At 75.1% G+C, this 18088-nt stretch carries 19 protein-coding genes; 6 read left to right on the forward strand and 13 right to left on the reverse strand.

The features are described 5' to 3' along the window. Nucleotides 1-16 precede the first annotated feature (16 nt). Complete coding sequence (locus ACFU9E_RS27440) at nt 17-442, reverse strand: cytotoxic translational repressor of toxin-antitoxin stability system (RefSeq protein WP_380683222.1); 426 nt, start codon at nt 440-442, stop codon at nt 17-19. Next, nucleotides 439-855, reverse strand: a complete 417-nt coding sequence (locus ACFU9E_RS27445; RefSeq protein ID WP_380683221.1) for a prevent-host-death protein — start codon at nt 853-855, stop codon at nt 439-441. The genes ACFU9E_RS27440 and ACFU9E_RS27445 overlap by 4 nt, the downstream gene beginning before the upstream one ends. A 143-nt stretch (nt 856-998) precedes the next feature. Between ACFU9E_RS27445 and ACFU9E_RS27450 the strand changes: the two genes are divergently transcribed. Together ACFU9E_RS27450 and ACFU9E_RS27455 are read left to right on the forward strand one after the other, a co-directional pair. Next, on the forward strand, nt 999-2201 hold the full coding sequence (locus ACFU9E_RS27450; protein ID WP_380683220.1) for a cobalt-precorrin-5B (C(1))-methyltransferase: 1203 nt from the start codon (nt 999-1001) through the stop codon (nt 2199-2201). Between the two features lie 149 nt (nt 2202-2350). Then, a complete protein-coding gene (locus ACFU9E_RS27455; RefSeq protein ID WP_380683219.1) occupies nt 2351-3880 on the forward strand; it encodes a UDP-N-acetylglucosamine 1-carboxyvinyltransferase in 1530 nt (509 codons plus the stop codon). A 225-nt stretch (nt 3881-4105) separates the two neighbouring features. Here ACFU9E_RS27455 and ACFU9E_RS27460 read toward each other — a convergent pair whose 3' ends face one another. From ACFU9E_RS27460 to cbiE, 4 genes are read right to left on the reverse strand one after another with little or no spacing between them, the layout of a single operon-like run. Then, on the reverse strand, nt 4106-4651 hold the full coding sequence (locus ACFU9E_RS27460; RefSeq protein WP_380688414.1) for a DinB family protein: 546 nt from the start codon (nt 4649-4651) through the stop codon (nt 4106-4108). 40 nt (nt 4652-4691) lie between these two features. Continuing rightward, nucleotides 4692-5432 carry a cobalt-precorrin-6A reductase gene (locus tag ACFU9E_RS27465; protein ID WP_380688417.1) on the reverse strand — a complete coding sequence of 247 codons (741 nt, stop codon included), beginning with the start codon at nt 5430-5432 and terminating at the stop codon, nt 4692-4694. 17 nt (nt 5433-5449) lie between these two features. After that, complete coding sequence (cobM, locus tag ACFU9E_RS27470; protein WP_380688420.1) at nt 5450-6211, reverse strand: precorrin-4 C(11)-methyltransferase; 762 nt, start codon at nt 6209-6211, stop codon at nt 5450-5452. Further along, complete coding sequence (gene cbiE / locus ACFU9E_RS27475; RefSeq protein ID WP_380688422.1) at nt 6208-7467, reverse strand: precorrin-6y C5,15-methyltransferase (decarboxylating) subunit CbiE; 1260 nt, start codon at nt 7465-7467, stop codon at nt 6208-6210. The genes cobM and cbiE overlap by 4 nt, the downstream gene beginning before the upstream one ends. 192 nt (nt 7468-7659) lie before the next feature. Between cbiE and ACFU9E_RS27480 the strand changes: the two genes are divergently transcribed. Continuing rightward, nucleotides 7660-9120, forward strand: a complete 1461-nt coding sequence (locus tag ACFU9E_RS27480; protein ID WP_380688424.1) for a catalase — start codon at nt 7660-7662, stop codon at nt 9118-9120. 83 nt (nt 9121-9203) lie between these two features. On the opposite strand, the gene ACFU9E_RS27485 is transcribed toward ACFU9E_RS27480, so the two are convergent. Next, entirely contained in the window at nt 9204-9629 is a 426-nt protein-coding gene (locus ACFU9E_RS27485) for a gamma-glutamylcyclotransferase family protein (RefSeq protein WP_380689759.1), read from the reverse strand. 133 nt (nt 9630-9762) lie between these two features. Here ACFU9E_RS27485 and ACFU9E_RS27490 point away from each other — a divergent pair, with 133 nt between their 5' ends. Further along, nucleotides 9763-10752, forward strand: a complete 990-nt coding sequence (locus ACFU9E_RS27490; protein ID WP_380689761.1) for an EamA family transporter — start codon at nt 9763-9765, stop codon at nt 10750-10752. Here the strand turns inward: ACFU9E_RS27490 and ACFU9E_RS27495 are convergent. Next, nucleotides 10706-11302 carry a dihydrofolate reductase family protein gene (locus ACFU9E_RS27495; protein WP_380689763.1) on the reverse strand — a complete coding sequence of 199 codons (597 nt, stop codon included), beginning with the start codon at nt 11300-11302 and terminating at the stop codon, nt 10706-10708. The two genes, ACFU9E_RS27490 and ACFU9E_RS27495, sit on opposite strands and share 47 nt — an antisense overlap. A 119-nt stretch (nt 11303-11421) precedes the next feature. Here ACFU9E_RS27495 and ACFU9E_RS27500 point away from each other — a divergent pair, with 119 nt between their 5' ends. Continuing rightward, nucleotides 11422-11997 carry a TetR/AcrR family transcriptional regulator gene (locus tag ACFU9E_RS27500; protein ID WP_380689765.1) on the forward strand — a complete coding sequence of 192 codons (576 nt, stop codon included), beginning with the start codon at nt 11422-11424 and terminating at the stop codon, nt 11995-11997. A gap of 20 nt (nt 11998-12017) precedes the next feature. On the opposite strand, the gene ACFU9E_RS27505 is transcribed toward ACFU9E_RS27500, so the two are convergent. Both ACFU9E_RS27505 and ACFU9E_RS27510 read right to left on the reverse strand, forming a co-directional pair. Next, nucleotides 12018-12575, reverse strand: coding sequence for an AAA family ATPase (locus tag ACFU9E_RS27505; RefSeq protein ID WP_380688504.1), 558 nt, complete (start codon nt 12573-12575; stop codon nt 12018-12020). A 17-nt stretch (nt 12576-12592) separates the two neighbouring features. After that, a complete protein-coding gene (locus ACFU9E_RS27510) occupies nt 12593-13225 on the reverse strand; it encodes an AAA family ATPase (RefSeq protein WP_380688516.1) in 633 nt (210 codons plus the stop codon). A gap of 328 nt (nt 13226-13553) precedes the next feature. On the opposite strand from ACFU9E_RS27510, the gene ACFU9E_RS27515 reads away from it, so the two are divergent. Next, on the forward strand, nt 13554-14888 hold the full coding sequence (locus ACFU9E_RS27515; RefSeq protein ID WP_380688506.1) for an MFS transporter: 1335 nt from the start codon (nt 13554-13556) through the stop codon (nt 14886-14888). A gap of 7 nt (nt 14889-14895) precedes the next feature. Here the strand turns inward: ACFU9E_RS27515 and ACFU9E_RS27520 are convergent, their stop codons facing one another. The 3 genes from ACFU9E_RS27520 to ACFU9E_RS27530 form a co-directional block, all read right to left on the reverse strand. Next, a complete protein-coding gene (locus ACFU9E_RS27520) occupies nt 14896-15459 on the reverse strand; it encodes an EF-hand domain-containing protein (protein WP_380688508.1) in 564 nt (187 codons plus the stop codon). A 192-nt stretch (nt 15460-15651) separates the two neighbouring features. Next, nucleotides 15652-16188 (reverse strand): hypothetical protein, encoded by a 537-nt coding sequence (locus tag ACFU9E_RS27525; RefSeq protein ID WP_380688511.1) that lies wholly within the window; start codon nt 16186-16188, stop codon nt 15652-15654. A 117-nt stretch (nt 16189-16305) separates the two neighbouring features. Further along, entirely contained in the window at nt 16306-18072 is a 1767-nt protein-coding gene (locus ACFU9E_RS27530) for a dipeptide ABC transporter ATP-binding protein (protein WP_380715431.1), read from the reverse strand. Nucleotides 18073-18088: the final 16 nt, after the last annotated feature.

Raw genomic sequence — 18088 nt, forward strand, 5'->3', positions numbered from 1 at the left:
CCCGGGCCGGCCGTACTCAGCTGCCGTCGGTCCAGTACTGCTGCAACCTGGCCAGGGCCTCCTCTCGGGAGAGCCCGGCCACGGTCGCCTCGGTGAGCCCGACCCGATGGAGCAGCAGGTAGACGAGGTCGGCCGGCAGGGACTCCTTGGGCGGCTCGGGCGCACTCCGGCCGGGGATCCGGCCGAGCTGCACACAGTCCCAGAACTCGTCCTCCGTGACATCGAGTTGGTCACGGAGGATGTGGCTCCACATGGACGGGCCGTAGGCCGTCCGGTCCACCGGGTGGGAGATCCGGGTTCGCAGGATCCGGCCGTCGCGGAGCGACAGCTCGTACGTGACGTCATGGGTGCCGGTCCGTCCGCGCGCGTCGCGGACCCGGTCCCAGCCTTCGGTCCGGCAGAACCGGTCGTGGCGTTCCCGGTCGGGCTGCGGGTGCGTCACCGCGCGACCCCCACCAGCCAGGCGGCGAGCTGCTCGTCGTCGCTCAGCGAGACCAACTGCACCAGCCCCCAGTGGTCCAGGTGGTTGGGGGCGGTCCGCAGCCGGTCCTGCCAGTCTTCGGCGTACTCGCGCAGCGCCTGCACCATTTCCGCCATGGCCTCGTCGAAACTCGCCCCGTCGGCTGCCACCGGCAGGCCGGGGATGAACACGGACCAGCCGTCGGCCTCCGCCACGACCTCGGCCTTCGACGGGCAGACCATCGCGAGGTAGTGACGCAGCCGTTCGACGTCCACCACTGCCGCTCGGCCGGACTCCCGCCGTACTGTCGCCACCCGGCCCTCGGCCGCGGCGTCGAGGAGGTCCTTGAGGTGCGTACGGGCCTCGGTGTAGCTGTCGAAGTGGACTGCGGACATGGCTGCCTCCTCGGTGGTCCTCCGGCCAGCGTGCACATGCACGGGGCGTACGTCAAGTACTTGAGGTACGCCGGGCCGGGGCGGGCCGCGCACCCGGCCGCGCCGCAGGTCGGGCGGCAGGGGAGGATGGAGCACGTTTGCGGATGCGATCGGGATGCGAGGAGACCGTCGTGAGCGAGGCCGGTGGGCGGGCCGGGCAGCTGAGGAGCAGTGGGCTGCGGCACGGCTGGACGACCGGGGCGTGTGCCACGGCGGCGACCAAGGCGGCGTACCGGGCGCTGCTCACCGGGGAGTTCCCGGACCCGGTGGAGATCGTCCTGCCGAAGGGGCAGCGGCCGGCGTTCGCGCTGGCGGCGGAGGGGCTGACCGAGGAAGCGGGCGGCCGGCGGGCGATGGCCGGGGTGGTGAAGGACGCCGGGGACGACCCCGATGTGACGCACGGCGCGCTGGTGCGGTCCACGGTGTGGGCCGGGGAGCCGGGCGCGGGCGTGGTGTTCCGGGCCGGGCCGGGCGTGGGCACCGTCACCAAGCCCGGGCTGCCGCTGCCGGTCGGCGAGCCGGCCGTCAACCCGGTGCCCCGGCAGCTGATCCGGGAGGCGGTCGCCGAGGTGGCGGCCGAGTGCGGGGGCACCGGGGACGTGGTGGTGGAGATCTCCGTCGACCACGGCGAGGAGATCGCCCGCTCCACCTGGAACCCCCGGCTGGGCATCCTCGGCGGGCTCTCCATCCTCGGCACCACCGGGATCGTCGTCCCCTACTCCTGCTCCGCGTGGATCGACTCGATCCGGCGCGGGGTGGACGTGGCGCGCGCCGCCGGGCGCACCCATGTGGCCGGGTGCACCGGTTCGACCTCGGAGCGGACGGCCGTCGCCGTGCACGGTCTGCCCGAGGACGCGCTGCTCGACATGGGCGACTTCGCCGGCGCGGTGCTCAAGTACCTCAAGCGCCACCCGGTGCCGCGGCTGACCATTGCCGGGGGCTTCGCCAAGCTCTCCAAGCTCGCCGCCGGCCACCTCGACCTGCACTCGGCGCGCTCCCAGGTGGACAAGGGCTACCTGGCCGCGCTCGCCCGCGCGGGCGGCGCGGACGAGGAGCTGGCGGCGGCGGTCGCGGCGGCCAACACCGGGCTGGAGGCGATCCGGCTCTGCCGGGCGGCCGGGGTGCCGCTGGGCGACCTGGTGGCGGAGGCGGCGCGGGCCACCGCGCTCGGGGTGCTGGTGGGTTCGCCGGTCGCGGTGGACGTCATCTGCATCGACCGGGCCGGGACGATCGTCGGCCGGGCGGAGCCGCTGGGGCCGCTGGGGCCGCTGGGGCCGCTTGGGCCGCTGGGGCCGCTCGGGCCGTGAGCGCTTCGTACTTCTGTCTCAGGTCCGTCCCAGGAACTTCGCTGTGATGTGAAGATCTGACGGTCATACGGGGTGAGAAACGGACAAAAGTCGCGCCACGCCAGGGGTCGGTTCTGTCGCTATCTCAGCCATGAGATATGGTCTGGCGAGTGACAGGCGACTACCTCACCCGTATCGGCACCCTCATCCGTACCGCGCGTCAGCACCGCGGCTGGTCCCAGGCCCAGCTCGGCGAGGCCCTCGGCACCAGCCAGAGCGCGGTCAACCGCATCGAGCAGGGCAGGCAGAACGTCAGCCTTGAGATGATCGCTCGCATCGGCGAAGCGCTCGACAGCGAGATCGTCTCCCTCGGCTACGCCGGCCCGATGCACCTGCGGGTCGCCGGCGGCACCACCCTCTCCGGCGCGATCGACGTCCGCAGCAGCAAGAACGCCTGCGTGGCCATCCTCTGCGCCTCGCTGCTGACCACCGGCCGCACCACCCTGCGCAGCGTGGCCCGCATCGAGGAGGTCTACCGGATCCTGGAGGTGCTCACCAGCATCGGCGTCAGGAGCCGCTGGATCAACGACGGCCGCGACCTCGAACTCACCCCGCCCGCCGAGCTCGACCTCGCCGGAATGGACGTCGAGGCCGCCCGCCGCACCCGCAGCGTGCTGATGTTCCTCGGCCCGCTGATGCACCGTGCCGACAGCTTCGCCATCCCCTACGCCGGCGGCTGCGACCTCGGCACCCGCACCGTCCAGCCGCACCTCACCGCACTGCGCCGGTTCGGCCTGGAGGTCGCCACCACCGGCGGCGCCTACCACGCCTCCGTCCAGCCCGGCACCCCGCTGGACCGCCCGATCGTGCTGACCGAGCGCGGGGACACCGTCACCGAGAACGCCCTGCTCGCCGCCGCCCGCCACGACGGCGTCAGCGTCATCCGCAACGCCTCGCCCAACTACATGGTCCAGGACCTCTGCTTCTTCCTGGAGAAGCTGGGCGTGCGGATCGAGGGCATCGGCACCACCACCCTCACCGTGCACGGCGTCCCGCAGATCACCTGCGACGTCGACTACACGCCGGCCGAGGACCCGGTCGAGGCGATGAGCCTGCTCGCCGCCGCCGTGGTCACCTCCTCCGAGCTGACCATCCGCCGGGTGCCGATCGAGTTCCTGGAGATCGAGCTCGCGGTGCTGGAGGGCATGGGCCTGGACTACGACCGCACCCCGGAGTACGCCGCCCACAACGGCCGCACCCGGCTGGTCGACCTCACCGTGCGCCCCTCCAAGCTCACCGCGCCGGTCGACACCATCCACCCGATGCCCTTCCCCGGCATCAACATCGACAACGTGCCGTTCTTCGCCGCCATCGCCGCGGCCGCCCACGGCACCACGATGATCCACGACTGGGTCTACGACAACCGCGCCATCTACCTCACCGAGCTCACCCGGCTCGGCGCGGACATCAAGCTCCTCGACCCGCACCGCGTCCTGGTCCAGGGCCCGACCCGCTGGCGCGCCGCCGAGATGGTCTGCCCGCCGGCCCTGCGCCCCGCCGTGGTCATCCTCCTCGCGATGCTCGCCGCCAAGGGCACCTCGGTCCTGCGCAACGTCTACGTCATCAACCGCGGCTACGAGGACCTCGCCGAGCGCCTCAACTCCATCGGCGCCCAGATCGAGACGTTCCGCGACATCTGAGCCCGGACCGGCCCCGCCGGACGGCACCGAGGCCGCGGCCGCGCACCCGCGCGGCCGCGGCCTCAGCCGTGCAGGCCCGCCAGCAGGTACGCGGTGTCCAGTCCGGTGGTCAGGTAGTCGACGAACAGCGGGTTGTTGAGCGCCCGGGGGGAGCGGCCGGCCCGGACCAGGCCGACGGCGCGCCCGGCCTCGTGGCCCAGCTCGACGTCTTCTCCTCCGTGGGGGCTATTCGCCGGTGCGGCCGTCGAGGTGTTCGCGAAGGAGGTCGGCGTGGCCGTTGTGGCGGGCGTACTCCTCGATCATGTGGGTGAGGATCCAGCGCAGGGACCAGCTCTGCCCGCCGCCGGGGCGCAGGTACCCGAGGACGTCCAACGACGGGGCGGCGGCGACGAGTTCCCGGGCGTGGGCGCACTCGCGGCGCCAGATGCCGAAGGCCTCGTCGGGGTCGGCCTCGTCGGCGTCGAACTCGGCGAAGCTTCCGTCCGGGTGCTTCCAGAAGCCGGGGCGGGCCTCGTCGTTGAGGGTGTTGCGGAACCAGCTGCGCTCGACCTCGGCGAGGTGGCGGGTCAGGCCGAGCAGGGAGAGCGTCGAGGAGGACAGCGGGCGGGCGCGGAGCTGTTCGGTGGTCAGCCCGGCGCACTTCATCGCGAAGGTGTCGCGCTGGAAGTCCAGGAAGGCGGTCAGGGTGGCACGTTCGTCGCCGGCCGACGGGGTCTCGGTGCGGGCGGCGTCGGCGAGGTCGTAGGCATCCGGGTCGTAGGCATCCGTCATCGGGCCATGGTGGCAGGGCGGACGCCGACCCGGCACGGAATTAACGGTCCGCCAGCCAGTCCAGCGCGGCCTCGACGCTCTCCGCGACCGGGACGCCGGCCGGTGCCGCCGGGCGGTCCACGACCACCACGGGCAGGCCGAGTTCGCGGGCCGCGGTGAGCTTGGGCGCGGTGGCCGCGCCGCCGCTGTCCTTGGTGACCACGACGTCGATCCGGTTTTCGCGCAGCACCGCCCGCTCGCCGTCCAGGGTGAACGGGCCGCGGTCGAGCAGGACCTCCAGCGAGGCGGGCAGCGGCGGCTCGGGCGGGTCGACCGAGCGGGCGACGAAGTGCAGGCCGTCCAGGTGGGCGAAGGCGCCGATGCCCTGCCGGCCGCTGGTGAGCAGCACCCGCCGGCCGAGGGACGGCAGCAGGCGCGCCGCCGCGGCGAGCGAGGGGACGCGGAACCAGCGGTCGCCCGGCACCGGCGCCCAGCCGGGGCGGCGCAGGGCGAGCAGCGGTACGCCGGTCGCCGCGGCGGCCTCGGCGGCGTTGCGGGACATCGCGGCGGCGAACGGGTGGGTGGCGTCCACCAGCGCGTCCACCCGTTCGGCGCGCAGCCAGGCGGCGAGGCCGTCGGGGCCGCCGAAGCCGCCGATCCGCACCTCTCCGGCGGGCAGCCGGGGCTCGGCGACCCGCCCGGCGAGCGAGCTGGTGACCCGCAGGGCGGGCCGCCCGGCCGCCAGCGCGGCGGCGAGGGCGCGGGCCTCGGTGGTGCCGCCCAGGAGGAGGACGTGCGTCATCGGGCGATTCCCCCCGCTCACGCGCCGCAGGGCTCGTGCGGGCGCTCGCGGTCCACGGAGTAGAGGTGGCTGTCGCGGAACTGCTCGGCGCCGAGCGTGCGCCCGACCAGGATCACCGCGGTGCGGACCACGCCCGCCGCCTTCACCTGTCCGGCGATGTCGCCGACGGTGCCGCGCAGCACCAGCTCGTCCGGCCGGCTGGCCATCGCGACCACGGCGGCCGGGCAGTCGGCCCCGTAGTGCGGCAGCAGCTGCTCGACCACGTCGTCCACGTACCCGGCGGCCAGGTGCAGCACCAGCAGGGCGCCGCTGCGGCCCAGCGTGGCGAGGTCCTCGCCCGGCGGCATCGGGGTGGCGCGCTTGGCGATCCGGGTGAGGATGACGGTCTGGCCCACCGTCGGCACGGTCAGTTCCCGCTTGAGCGCGGCCGCCGCGGCGGCGAAGGCCGGCACGCCGGGCACCACCTCGTACGGCACCCCGGCCGCGTCGAGCCGGCGCATCTGCTCGGCGACGGCGCTGAACACCGACGGGTCGCCGGAGTGCAGCCGGGCGACGTCCTGTCCGGCGGCGTGCGCGCGGACCAGCTCGTCGGTGATCGCGTCGAGGGTGAGGTTGGCGGTGTCGACCAGCCGGGCGCCGGGCGGGCACTCGGCGAGCAGTTCGCGCGGCACCAGGCTGCCGGCGTACAGGCAGACCTCGGCGCGGGCGAGGATCCGCTGGCCGCGCAGGGTGATGAGGTCGGCGGCGCCGGGGCCGGCCCCGATGAAGTGGACGGTCACGGGGCGTTCTCCTCGGAGGTGGGGGGCGCGGGCGGGGTGGCGGGCTTGACGACGGACCACTGGGTGACCGGCATCGCCTGGCGCCAGCCGGTGAAGCCGCCGACCGGGACGGCGTGCGCCACGGTGAGCCGCAGCAGCTCCCCGCCGTGCCGCCGGTACCGGTCGGTGAGCAGCGCCTCCGACTCCAGGGTCACCGTGTTGGCGACCAGCCGGCCGCCGGGCGCCAGCGCGGTCCAGCAGGCGTCCAGCAGGCCGGGCGCGGTGAGTCCGCCACCGATGAACACCGCGTCGGGCGCGGCCAGCCCGGCCAGCGCCCGCGGGGCGGCGCCGGTGACCACCCGCAGCCGGGGCACCCCGAGCGCGGCGGCGTTGCGGGCGATGCGCTCGGCCCGCACCGGGTCGCGTTCCACGGTGACGGCCCGGTTGTCGCGGTGGGCGCGCAGCCACTCGATCGCGATCGAGCCGGAGCCGCCGCCGACGTCCCAGAGCAGTTCGCCGGGGACGGGCGCCAGGGTGGCCAGGGTGGCGGCGCGCACGTGCCGCTTGGTCAGCTGGCCGTCGCTCCGATAGGCGTCGTCGGGCAGGCCGGGGACGACGGGGGTGCGCGGGCCGTCGGCGGGGAGCTCGACGGCGATCACGTTGAGCGGGTCGCCGGGCGGGTGCGGCCAGCCGTCGGCGGGGCCGTCGAGGTGCCGTTCGCCGGGGCCGCCGAGCTGTTCGAGGACGTGCAGCCGGGCGGCGCCGTGGCCGCTGGTGGCGAGCAGTCCGGCGACGGCGGCCGGGGTGGCGGCGCCGGCGCTGAGCACGAGCAGCCGGCGCCCGGGGTTGAGGGCGAGCCGCAGGGTGTCGAGCGGGCGGCCGACCAGGCTGACCACCTCGGTGGCCTCCAGCGGCCAGCCGAGCCGGGCGCAGGCGTACGCGACGGAGGAGGGGTGCGGCAGCACGCGCAGCCGTTCGGGGCCGGCGGTCTCGGCGAGGGTGCGGCCGATGCCGTAGAACATCGGGTCGCCGCTGGCCAGTACGGCGAGCGGGCGTCCGGCGTACCGGTCGAGCAGCCCGGCCACGGCCGGGCGCAGCGGGGACGGCCACGGCACCCGTTCGGCGGTCACCTCGTCCGCGGGCAGCAGGTCGAGCTGCCGGGGGCCGCCGATCACGGCGCCGGCCGCCCGCAGCGCGGCGCGGGCGGTGCCGGCGAGCCCGGGCCAGCCGTCGGCCCCGATCCCGACGACGGTGATCGGGGGTGGCTGCTCGGGCACCGGTGGGCTCCTCGGGGCGGGTCGGCGGTGGGTCGGCGGGTGTGGGTCGTCGCCGGCTGGTCGATCGGGGTGTGGGCAGCCTACCTGGCGGTATCCGGCGGCCGGTGAGCCAGGGTGCGGGCCCGGTCGCAGCGGGTTAGCGTCGTGCCGGGAACACCTCCGGGGGGACCTCAGCACGCAACGGAGGACAGCATGTCCGAGTCAGCGGTCCCGTACACCACCAACAACGCCGGCGTCCCGGTGCCGAGCGACGACAACTCGCTCACGGTGGGCAGGGACGGCCCGATCCTGCTCCACGACCACTACCTGATCGAGAAGATGGCCCAGTTCAACCGGGAGCGGGTGCCGGAGCGGGTGGTGCACGCCAAGGGGGCCGGGGCGTACGGCGTCTTCGAGACGACGGAGGACGTCAGCCGGTTCACCAAGGCGACCCTGTTCCAGCCGGGCCGGCGGACCGAGATGCTGGCCCGCTTCTCGACCGTGGCGGGCGAGCAGGGCAGCCCGGACACCTGGCGCGACCCGCGCGGCTTCGCGCTGAAGTTCTACACCGAGGACGGCAACTACGACCTGGTCGGCAACAACACGCCGGTCTTCTTCGTCCGCGACACCATCAAGTTCCAGGACTTCATCCGCTCGCAGAAGCGCCGCCCGGACAACGGCCTGCGCGACAACGACATGCAGTGGGACTTCTGGACGCTCTCGCCGGAGTCCGCCCACCAGGTCACCTGGCTGATGGGCGACCGCGGCATCCCGAAGTCGTACCGGCACATGAACGGCTACAGCTCGCACACCTATCTGTGGATCAACGCGGGCGGCGAGCGGTTCTGGGTGAAGTACCACTTCAAGACCGACCAGGGCATCGACTTCCTCACCCAGGCGGACGCCGACCGGCTGGCCGGCTCGGACCCGGACCTGCACCGGCAGGACCTCTGGGAGGCGATCGAGGGCGGCAACCCGCCGTCCTGGACGCTGTACGTGCAGATCATGCCGTTCGACGAGGCGCCCGGCTACCGGTTCAACCCCTTCGACCTGACCAAGGTGTGGCCGCACGGCGACTACCCGCTGATCCGGGTCGGGACGATGACGCTGAACCGCAACCCGGAGGACTACTTCGTCCACATCGAGCAGGCCGCGTTCGAGCCGGCCAACCTGGTGCCGGGCATCAGCGTCTCGCCGGACAAGATGCTGCTCGGCCGGATCTTCTCCTACCCCGACACCCACCGGTACCGGATCGGGCCCAACTACGCGCAGCTGCCGCCGAACCGTCCGCACGTGCCGGTGCACTCCTACGCCAAGGACGGGCCGATGCGCTTCGACCCGGCCCGGACGGCGGCGCCGTACGCGCCGAACTCCAAGGGCGGCCCGGCCGCGAACCTCAAGCGGTTCGACGACCCGTCGGCCGGCTGGCACAGCTCGGGCGACATGGTGCGCGAGGCCTACTCGCTGCACGCCGAGGACGACGACTGGGGGCAGGCGGGCACCATGGTGCGCAAGGTGCTGGACGACGCGCAGCGCGACCGGCTGGTCTCCAACATCGTCGGGCACCTCCAGGGCGGGGTGAGCGATCCGGTGCTGGAGCGGGCGGTGCAGTACTGGCGCAATGTCGACAAGGCGCTGGGCGACCGGATCGCCAAGGGCGTCGGCAAGGCCTGACGGGGCGCCGGGCCGAGCCGTCCGCTGCCGCTTCACCGCCGGGGGCGTGGGTCCACCGGGCCCGCGCCCCCGGCCGCGTTCTCTCAGCGCCGACGCCAGTCGCCGGAGGCGATCAGCGCCGGGTGGGCGCGCAGCCGGGCGGCGGCGGCCGGCCCGGCCAGGTACACCCAGGCGTCCGCCGTCGCGCCGTCCGCCGTCCGGACGGCGAGCCGCTCGCGCACGTACGCGCCGAGGCCGTCCGGCCGGCAGTCCTCCAGCCGGTCCAGCGCCGCGAGCGCCCGAGGGTAGGCGGCCGGGTGGACGGTGACCAGTTCGCCGCTGATCCGCCGCCCCGGCGCGGGGTCCGGTACGGCGTAGGGGAACCCGGGTCCCTCGTGCAGCGCCGCGCCCTCCAGCACCGCCGCCCGCACCTCGGCGCACCGGCCGGCGAGGAAGGCGGCGTGGTTGCGCTCCCCGGTGAGCAGGGTGCCGTAGACGAAGAAGGGCAGGGCGGCGGGTGCGGCGGGCACGGGGGTTTCTCCTCGGACAGGGGGGGGCGGTGGAAAGTCGATGGTGCCCGTTCGGTGATACCCACTGGCGCGCGGGGGCCCGGTGCGGTGTCATGGCGGGTGCATCTGCCAGCACCGTCCAAGGGGGACACCCGTGACAGCTCCCGCCGAGCGCAGACCGGCCCCGGCCGCGGACGCCCTGCCCACAGGCCCCGCTCCCGCCGCGGCGCGGCTCGGGGCGGGCGTGTGGGTGGCGCTGGCCATCGTCTACGTGGTGTGGGGTTCGACGTACCTGGCGATCCGGATCACGGTCGAGACGATGCCGTCCTTCCTCTCCGCCGCCGCGCGCTTCCTGACCGCCGGACTGTTGCTCGCCGGGTTCGTCGCCGTCCGCTACGGCAGGTCCGCCCTGCGGGTGGACCTGCGCCGGCTGGGCTCCTCGGCCCTGGTCGGCGGCCTGCTGCTGACCGGCGGCAACGGTCTGGTGGTGCTCGGCGAGACCTGGGTCCCCTCGGGCCTGGCCGCGCTGCTGGTCGCCGCCGTGCCGCTGTGGATGGTGCTGCTGACGGCGGCGGGCGGGGACCGGCCGAAGCCGGCCGAGCTGGCCGGGGTGCTGCTCGGACTGGTCGGTCTGGCCGTGCTGTCCGCCCCAGCGCTCGGCGGCGACATCGCGCCCGCCGGGGTGATCGCCGTCCTCTGCGGCACCCTCACCTGGGCGTTCGGCTCCTTCGCGTCCAAGCACATCCGGATGCCCGCCAACGTGTTCGCCGCCAGCGCCTACCAGATGCTGGCCGGCGGGCTCGGCAACGCGCTGATCGGACTGGCCCGCGGGGAGCAGCACGGCCTGCACCCCGGTGACATCTCCACCCGCTCCTGGCTGGCGCTGGGCTTCCTGGTGGTGTTCGGCTCGCTGGTCGCCTTCACCGCGTACGCCTGGCTGCTGCGCTCCGCCCCGCTGACCCTGGTCGCCACCTACGCCTATGTGAACCCGGTGGTGGCCGTGCTGCTGGGCCGGCTGGTGCTGGCCGAGCCGCTGACCGGCCCCACCCTGCTGGGCGGGGCGATCGTGGTCGCGGGCGTCTGCCTGGTGGTGAGCGTCAGCCGGCTGTCGGCGCGGTCGTCCGCCCGAAGGTCCGCACGGTGACCCCGTTGGGGAAGACCCGGGAGTCCGTGAGGGTGAAGGTGTGCGGGGCGAAGCCCGCGCGGAACAGCGGCACCCCGGCGCCGATCGCCACCGGGGACTGCTTGACGATCAGCTCGTCGATCTCCGGCAGCAGCCGGCCGGCCAGCTCGCCGCCGCCGCAGAGCCAGATGCCGAGGCCGTCCTGCCGCTTGAGCTCCCGGACCACGTCCAGCGGGTCGGCCGCGGTGATCTCCACGGCGGGGTCGGGGCTCTCGCCCAGGCCGCGCGAGAAGACGATCTGCCGCAGGTGGGCGTAGGGGCTGGTGAGGCCCACGGCCAGCCCCGGCTGATAGGTGCCGCGGCCCATGACCACGGTGTCGAAGCGCCGGTTGGGCACCTCGGCGATCCCCAGCGCGGCCCGGCCGGGGGTCGGCACCGTCTCCGGGTACTCGGTGCACAGGTGGGACAGGAATTCCCCGCCGACGTACGGCATGAGGAACTGGTAGTCGCCGTCCGGGGCGGCGATGAAGCCGTCGACGGTGGTGCCGACGTAGTACGTGAGCTTTCGCATCCAGGTCCTTTGTTCGGATCGACTTCGGTCGGATCGACCCTGCTCGGATCGATCAACCACGACAGTTATAGTACTTCGTCTGTAGTGGTTGCAAGAGATGTCCTGAGGGAGCTTCAGCGATGGCCCAGAACCCCGCCCGCCGTGCCGCGCTCACCGACGCTGCCGTCGACGTCCTCGCCGAGCAGGGGGCGCGCGGACTCACCTTCCGCGCCGTGGACCTGCGGGCGGGCGTGCCGGCCGGTACCGCGTCCAACTACTTCACCGGCCGCGACGACCTGCTCGACCAGACCGCCCGGCACGTCCACCACCGGCTCACCCCCGACCCGGCGATCATCGGCGAGCTGCTGCGCGCGCCCCGCGACCGGGCCCTGGTCACCGCTCTGATGCACGACCTGGTGCGGCGCATCGACGCCGACCGCTCCGGCTACCTCGCGCTGCTGGAACTGCGTCTGGAGGCCACCCGCCGCCCGGACGTGCGCGCCCGGCTCACCGCCACCGTCCGCGAGCAGCTGGACGCCAACATCGCCTACCACCTGGACGAGGGCCTGCCCGGCGACCGCGAGACCGTCGTCGTCCTCTACCTCGCGATGACCGGCCTGCTCGTCGAGCACCTCACCCTGCCCGGCGTGCTCGGCCCCGACGCCCTCCCGGCCCTGGTCGACACCCTGGTCGCCCGCACCGTCCCGGAGGCCTGATCAGGCCCGATCAGGCCCGATCAGGCCTCCGGGACGATCTCCCGCACCGCCGCCTCGACCAGGTCCGCCCGCGCGGACACCGCGGCCGCCGGAACCTCGATCAGCCGGTAGCCGCGCGCCCGGTAGACCTCCTCGTGCAGCCGCTCGAAGGCGAGCGCGTCCGCGAGCGAGATCCGGCGGGCGGCGGTCCGCTCGACGAAGCCGAGCCCGCGGACGAAGAACACCTCGCGCCGGTAGGTGGCCTCGGCCTCGATCCGGTCCAGCTCCGCGGTGAGCGAGGGCGAGGCGGGGCGGCCGAGGAAGATCCTGAGCGCCTCGGTGCAGACCGGGGAGCGGTCGTGGAAGCGGACCGCCCCGGGCGCGGCCGGCGGGCCCGCCGCGGCGCGCGCCCGCTGCACGTCCGCCACCTCGTCGACGAAGCCGACCCGCTCCCAGGGCGCCGCCTCCCCGGCGGCCTGCCGCCGGGCGATCACATCGGTCGCGGCCTCCGGCACGACGTCGTGGCCGCGCCGCGCCAGCTCCTCCAGGAGCGTGGTCTTCCCGGACCCCGGGGTGCCGGTGAGGATGAACCGTCGCACGGTGGGGTGCCGTCCTCTCAGACGAAGCGGATGTGGCGCACGCCGACGGCGGCGCGCCGCAGCCGGGCGCGCAGCGGGCCGTCGGTGTCGGGGGCGAGCGTCAGACCGGCCGAGGCGGCGAGGCGCTCGGCGACCTCGGGGACGGTCAGCGCGTCGGTCCGCACGTGCTCGCCGAACGCGGGGCCGCTCAGCCGCTCCAGGCAGTGGTCCAGCCGGGTGACCGCGAAGGACTCCCGGCGCAGCGGAGCCTCCTTGCCGGCGATCAGCTGCAGGGCCCGGCCACCGGCGCGCTCGCGCAGCCGCCGCAGCACCTCCGCGCGCTCCGCGAGCAGCGCGAAGTGCCGTACGTCGTGGCCGCGTTCGCGTAGTCGGCCGATCGTCTCGGCGAAGTGGGCGGGCTCGGTGACCGTCATCGGGACGATCACCGTGCCCCGGTGGCCGGCGAGCGTGCGCTCCAGTACCTCGAAGACGCCCTGGCGCCAGGCCGGCAGGTCCCGGAAGTCGCCGCGCAGCGGCTTCGGGGTCATCCGGTGCAGGCCGAAGCCGACCTCCTCCGGGTCGCAGACGACGCTGCCGGGCAGCCGGCGCAGCAGCTCGTGCGCGACCTGCGTCTTGCCGCCGCCGAACGGGCCGTTGATCCACAGGAGCATGACCGCCAGCCTACGCGCGCGGCGTCGGTCCGCGGGGCCGGACCGGGGGGCGAGCAGGGTGCTCAGGGTGACGCCCGGGCCCAGGCCCGGCACCAGGCCCCGGGCGCCCGCCGGCGGCGGTGTGCGGTGGGTGCGGTGGGTGCGGGCGAGGACGGAGAAGACCGTCGCGCCACCCGGGTCGCCCTCCTCGGCGAGCCACCCGCCGCTCCCGCGCCGGCCCCGGCCCGGGATCCGCCGGGTGCCCACGCCGGGGCGGATCATTCGACTACCATCCGTCGGGTGCCCGGCCCGGAGGGGGAGCCGGGGCGGGGGCTGGGGGAGCGGCGGTATGACGAGCACGCGGACGGCGACGGCCACCGGGGCGGGCCCCTCGGCCGCCCCGCCACCGGCCCTGTGGCGGCAGCGGAACTTCGCCGCCCTCTGGTCCGCCCACACCGTCAGCCAGTTCGGCACCCAGCTGAGCCTCTTCGTGCTGCCCGTCCTCGCGCTCGCCACCGTCGGCGCGACCCCCGGCCAGCTCGGCCTGGTCTCGGCCGCCGAGACCCTGCCCTTCCTGCTGGTCGGCCTGCCCGCCGGCGCGCTGCTCGACCGCTGGGACCGGCGGCGGGTGATGGTGGCCGCGGACGCGGGCCGGGCGGTCGCGCTCGGCGTCGTCCCGCTCGGCCACGCGCTGGGCGTGCTGAGCGTGCCGCTGCTCTGCGCGGTCGCCTTTGTCACCGGCCTGTTCACCGTCTTCTTCGACATCGCCGACCAGGCCTTCCTGCCCGAGGTCGTCGGCCGCCGCCAGGTCGCGGCCGCCAACGGCCGCCTGGAGTTCTCCCGTTCGGCGGCCGAACTCGCCGGACCGGGCCTGTCCGGCCTGCTGCTCCAGTGGGTGACGGCCCCGCTGGTCCTGCTCGCCGACGCGGTCAGCTACCTCGTCTCGGCGCTGCTCCTCGGCGTGATCCGCCCCCCGGCGTCGGGCGCCGCCCCGGCCGCCGGCGCGGGCACCGGGGCGGACCCGCGACCGCCCGCGGCGCCGGAGCGGATGCGCGCCCGGATCGCCGAGGGCCTGCGGTTCGTGCTGCGCCACCGCGTCCTGCGCTCGCTCGCCCTGGCCACCGCCGTCGCCAACCTGGCCGGGCTCGGCGGCGCGCTCAGCGCCCTGCTGCCCGCCTTCGCCCTGCGGGACCTCGGGCTCTCGCCCGGCCGGCTCGGCCTCGCGCTGATGCTCGGCAACGCCTGCGCCCTGCTCGGCGCGCTGTTCACCGCCCGGCTGGTCCGGGTGCTGGGCCTGGGCCGGCTGCTGCTGGCCTCCCGCCTCCTGCCCGGCCTCGGCGTGCTGCTGCTCGCCACGGCCGGGCCGGGCCGGGCCGTCCCCACCCTGGCGGCCGCGGCCGGGCTGATGGCCTGCGGCATCACCGCCTACAACATCGCCCAGGTGAGCCTGCGGCAGGCGGTGACCCCGGCGGCGCTGCAGGCCCGGATGAACGCCTCGGTGCGCTTCGTCATCTGGGGCACCCTGCCGCTGGGCGCCGCCGCCGGGGGTCTGCTCGGGTCGGCGGTCGGTACGCGTCCGGCGCTCTGGGTGGTCGCCGGGGTGGCGCTGCTCTCCCTGCTGCCGCTGCTGCTGACCCGCGAGGTGCACGCGCTGCGCGACTTCCCGGACGGCGTGGAGGAGTGACGGCCGGTCAGTCGAGGTAGGGCGGCCGGCCGGCCCACCAGTGGCCGGGGGCCTGCGGGGCGCGGCTGGTCCAGAACTCGATCAGGCCGGAGATGAACTCCTCGGCGGAGAGCGTGCCGTCGCCGTCCAGGTCGAGCCGGCGGAAGGCCTCGTCCGCGTCGTCGCGGGAGAGCGCGGAGAAGTGGCCGCGCTGGAAGACGAAGAACTCGCCCGCGTCGACCGTCCCGCTGCCGTCCACGTCGGCGATGGCCAGGAAGGCCTCGGCGAGCGCCCCGAACACCGTCCGCGCGGCCACCGGGTCGTCGGCGAGCGCGCGGGTGGAGGCGACGAACTGCCGGCGGCTGATCGCGGTGGTCCCGATCGGCAGGTGGGAGACGTGCAGGTCCCGCCAGATGGCGAGGTAGGCGGCGACGATCCGCTGCTCGGCGCGCGACCCCTCCGCGTGGCCCAGCGACCGGGCCACCGCATGGCCCATCAGCACGTGGTCGTGCTCGGTCAGCAGGCCGTCCCCGTCGGCGTCGAGGTGGTCGAAGCCGTGGTTGATCCTCGCGAGCAGCAGTTCCTCGGACACGTCTCCCCCGGCTGGTCGGTCCCGGCAATCACAACGGAGTTCAGGCGTAACGGTCGGACGCAGCACGCTAACCCGCCGGGCGCCGGGCGCGCAGCCGAAGCCGCGAAGTGGCCGGCGCGGGGTCCGTGGAGGCCCGCGGAAGGCCGCGGAAGGCCGGCGGCGCCGGGGCCCGCCGGCTCCCCGGTCGGCCGGTCAGCCCGCGGTCCGCAGCGCCGCGTCCGCCAGTCGCTCGGCCAACTCGCCGAAGGAGGACCGCAGTTGCTCCTCGGCGACACCGTCGGCATAGCCCTGGAAGGCGAGCGCGGCCTGGGCCTGGACGGCCGGGGTGGCGTAGCCGGGGTCGATCGGGAGGGGGCCGGCCGGCGGCCAGGGCAGGGGCCAGTGCCGGGGCCACGGGATCCGGCCGGTCGGGGTGCCGCACCAGTCGTCGCCCACCTCGGCGAGGATCTGCCGGGCGTCGCCGCCGGAGACGCGGGCGGTGATGGCGGCGTTGGCCACGGCGCCGACCGTGCCGGCGACGGCGAGCCGCAGCGCGGTGGCGACGGGCGGCAGCGGCTGCGGGTTCAGCTCGGCCGGATCGCCGCCGTTCTCCTCGGCGCGGGCGGCGGGGCGAGCGCCGGCGGCGGCGCCGAGGGCGAAGGTGTGGGGGATCAGTCCGTCCCAGGCCGCGGGGTTGAGGCGGCCCACGAGGGCGACCAGGGTGACGGATCTGCTGACGAGCGTGGTCATCGGGGGACCCCTTTTCCAGGGAGGGGGCGAGTGGCCGTGTGCTCACGGTCGGTGACCGATCGTAGGCGGAGCGCCTGCCCGGAAGGGGGACCGACACCACCGGCCGCCGGGCAGACCCTAGTGGGCGGCGGCGAGCAGCTCCCGGGTGTACTCGGTGTGCGGCGCGGCGAACAGCCGGTCGCGGTCGGTGGACTCGACCAGGCGGCCGCGGTGCATCACGGCGACGCGGTCGCAGAAGTGGCGCACCACCGCGAGGTCGTGGGAGACGAAGAGGAAGGCGACGCCGAGGCGTTCGCGCAGCTCCATCAGCAGGTTGAGCACCTGCGCCTGGACCGAGACGTCCAGGGCGGAGACCGGTTCGTCGGCGATGATCAGCCGCGGTTCGGGGGCGAGCGCGCGGGCGATGCCGATCCGCTGGCGCTGGCCGCCGGAGAACTCGTGCGGGTAGCGGTCCAGGTGGGCGGCCGGCAGGCCGACCTGCTCCAGCAGCTCGGCGGAGCGGGCGCGCCGCTGCCCGGCGTCCAGCGCGGTGTGCAGCCGCAGCGGGGTGTCCAGGGTCTGCGCGACGGTGCGGCGCGGGTTGAGCGAGGCGTACGGGTCCTGGAAGACCAGCTGGACCTCCTTGGCGAGCCGTCGCCGCAGCGCCCGGTCGGGGGCGGTGGCGTCGACGCCGTCGTAGCGGACGGTGCCGGCGGTGGCGGCCTGGAGGCCGGCCAGCACCCGGGAGGTGGTGGACTTGCCGGAGCCGGACTCGCCGACCAGGCCGAGCGTCTCGCCGGGGGCGATGCGCAGGCTGACGCCCTCGACGGCGCGCACCGGTGCGGGCCGCCCGCGCCCCGGCAGGGGCAGGCCGCGGCGGCGGCCGGGGAAGTGCACGGCGAGGTCCTCGACCTCGACCAGCCAGCGGCCGTCCGGTCCGGTGGCCGGCGCGCCGTCCGACGCGCCGGCCGGCCCGGTGCGGGCGGCGGTCCGGGGCGCGGGTGACGGGTCGTCGACGGTCGGCAGCGGCGTGCCCGGGACCGAGTCCAGGGTGAGCGCCGCGCCCACCAGGGCCCGGGTGTACGGCTCGCGGGGCGCGGCCAGCAGGGTGGCGGTCGGCGCGCTCTCCACCGGTCGGCCGCCGCGCAGCACCAGGGTGCGGTCCGTGGTGCCGGCGACCACCCCGAGGTCGTGGCTGACCAGCAGCACCGCGGTGCCGTGCTCGCGCTGCAGCTCGCCCAGCAGGTCCAGCACCTGGCGCTGGACGCGGGCGTCGAGCGCGGTGGTCGGCTCGTCGGCGATCAGCACGTCGGGGTCGTTCATCAGCGCCATCGCGATCATCACGCGCTGGCGCATGCCGCCGGAGAACTGGTGCGGGTAGTCGCGCACCCGGGCGGCCGGGATGCCGACCCGGTCCAGCATCGCCGCCGCCCGCCGACGGGACTCGGCCCGGCCCGCGTCGGGGTGGTGCAGCCGGTACATCTCGGCGAGCTGCGCGTCGACGCCGTGGAAGGGGCTGAGCGAGGTCAGCGCGTCCTGGAAGACCAGCGCCACCCGCCCGCCGCGCACCTGCCGCAGCACCGGCTCCCCGGCGCCCACCAGCTCCTGCCCGGCCAGCCGGATCGAGCCGGTGACGGTGGTGGTGCGCGGGTCGTGCAGGCCGAGCACGGCGAGCCCGGTGGCGGACTTGCCGGATCCGGACTCGCCGACCAGACCGAGCACCTCGCCGCGGGCGAGGTCGAAGGAGAGCCCGCTCACGGCCGCGACGGGCGCGCCGCCGCGCGGGTCGGCGAAGGTGACGGACAGGTCCCGGACGCTGAGCACCGGCGGCTCGGCGCCCTGCTCGGTGAGCTGTTCGGCGTGCTGCTCGGTGCTGTGCCCGGGGGCGGCGGGGGAGGGGTTCACGGTGGGGCTCCAGAAG

Source organism: Kitasatospora sp. NPDC057595 (assembly GCF_042800875.1).
Lineage (GTDB): Bacteria > Actinomycetota > Actinomycetes > Streptomycetales > Streptomycetaceae > Kitasatospora.

What these genes read in the sequence shown, in the direction of transcription:
- ACFU9E_RS27460 (WP_380688414.1), bottom strand. Translation starts at nt 4,651, where the DNA reads ATGACGGATGCCTACGACCCGGATGCCTACGACCTCGCCGACGCCGCC.
- ACFU9E_RS27525 (WP_380688511.1), bottom strand. Translation starts at nt 16,188, where the DNA reads ATGACCACGCTCGTCAGCAGATCCGTCACCCTGGTCGCCCTCGTGGGC.
- ACFU9E_RS27465 (WP_380688417.1), bottom strand. Translation starts at nt 5,432, where the DNA reads ATGACGCACGTCCTCCTCCTGGGCGGCACCACCGAGGCCCGCGCCCTC.
- ACFU9E_RS27500 (WP_380689765.1), top strand. Translation starts at nt 11,422, where the DNA reads ATGGCCCAGAACCCCGCCCGCCGTGCCGCGCTCACCGACGCTGCCGTC.
- ACFU9E_RS27450 (WP_380683220.1), top strand. Translation starts at nt 999, where the DNA reads ATGCGATCGGGATGCGAGGAGACCGTCGTGAGCGAGGCCGGTGGGCGG.
- ACFU9E_RS27445 (WP_380683221.1), bottom strand. Translation starts at nt 855, where the DNA reads ATGTCCGCAGTCCACTTCGACAGCTACACCGAGGCCCGTACGCACCTC.
- ACFU9E_RS27480 (WP_380688424.1), top strand. Translation starts at nt 7,660, where the DNA reads ATGTCCGAGTCAGCGGTCCCGTACACCACCAACAACGCCGGCGTCCCG.
- ACFU9E_RS27495 (WP_380689763.1), bottom strand. Translation starts at nt 11,302, where the DNA reads ATGCGAAAGCTCACGTACTACGTCGGCACCACCGTCGACGGCTTCATC.
- ACFU9E_RS27515 (WP_380688506.1), top strand. Translation starts at nt 13,554, where the DNA reads ATGACGAGCACGCGGACGGCGACGGCCACCGGGGCGGGCCCCTCGGCC.
- ACFU9E_RS27510 (WP_380688516.1), bottom strand. Translation starts at nt 13,225, where the DNA reads ATGCTCCTGTGGATCAACGGCCCGTTCGGCGGCGGCAAGACGCAGGTC.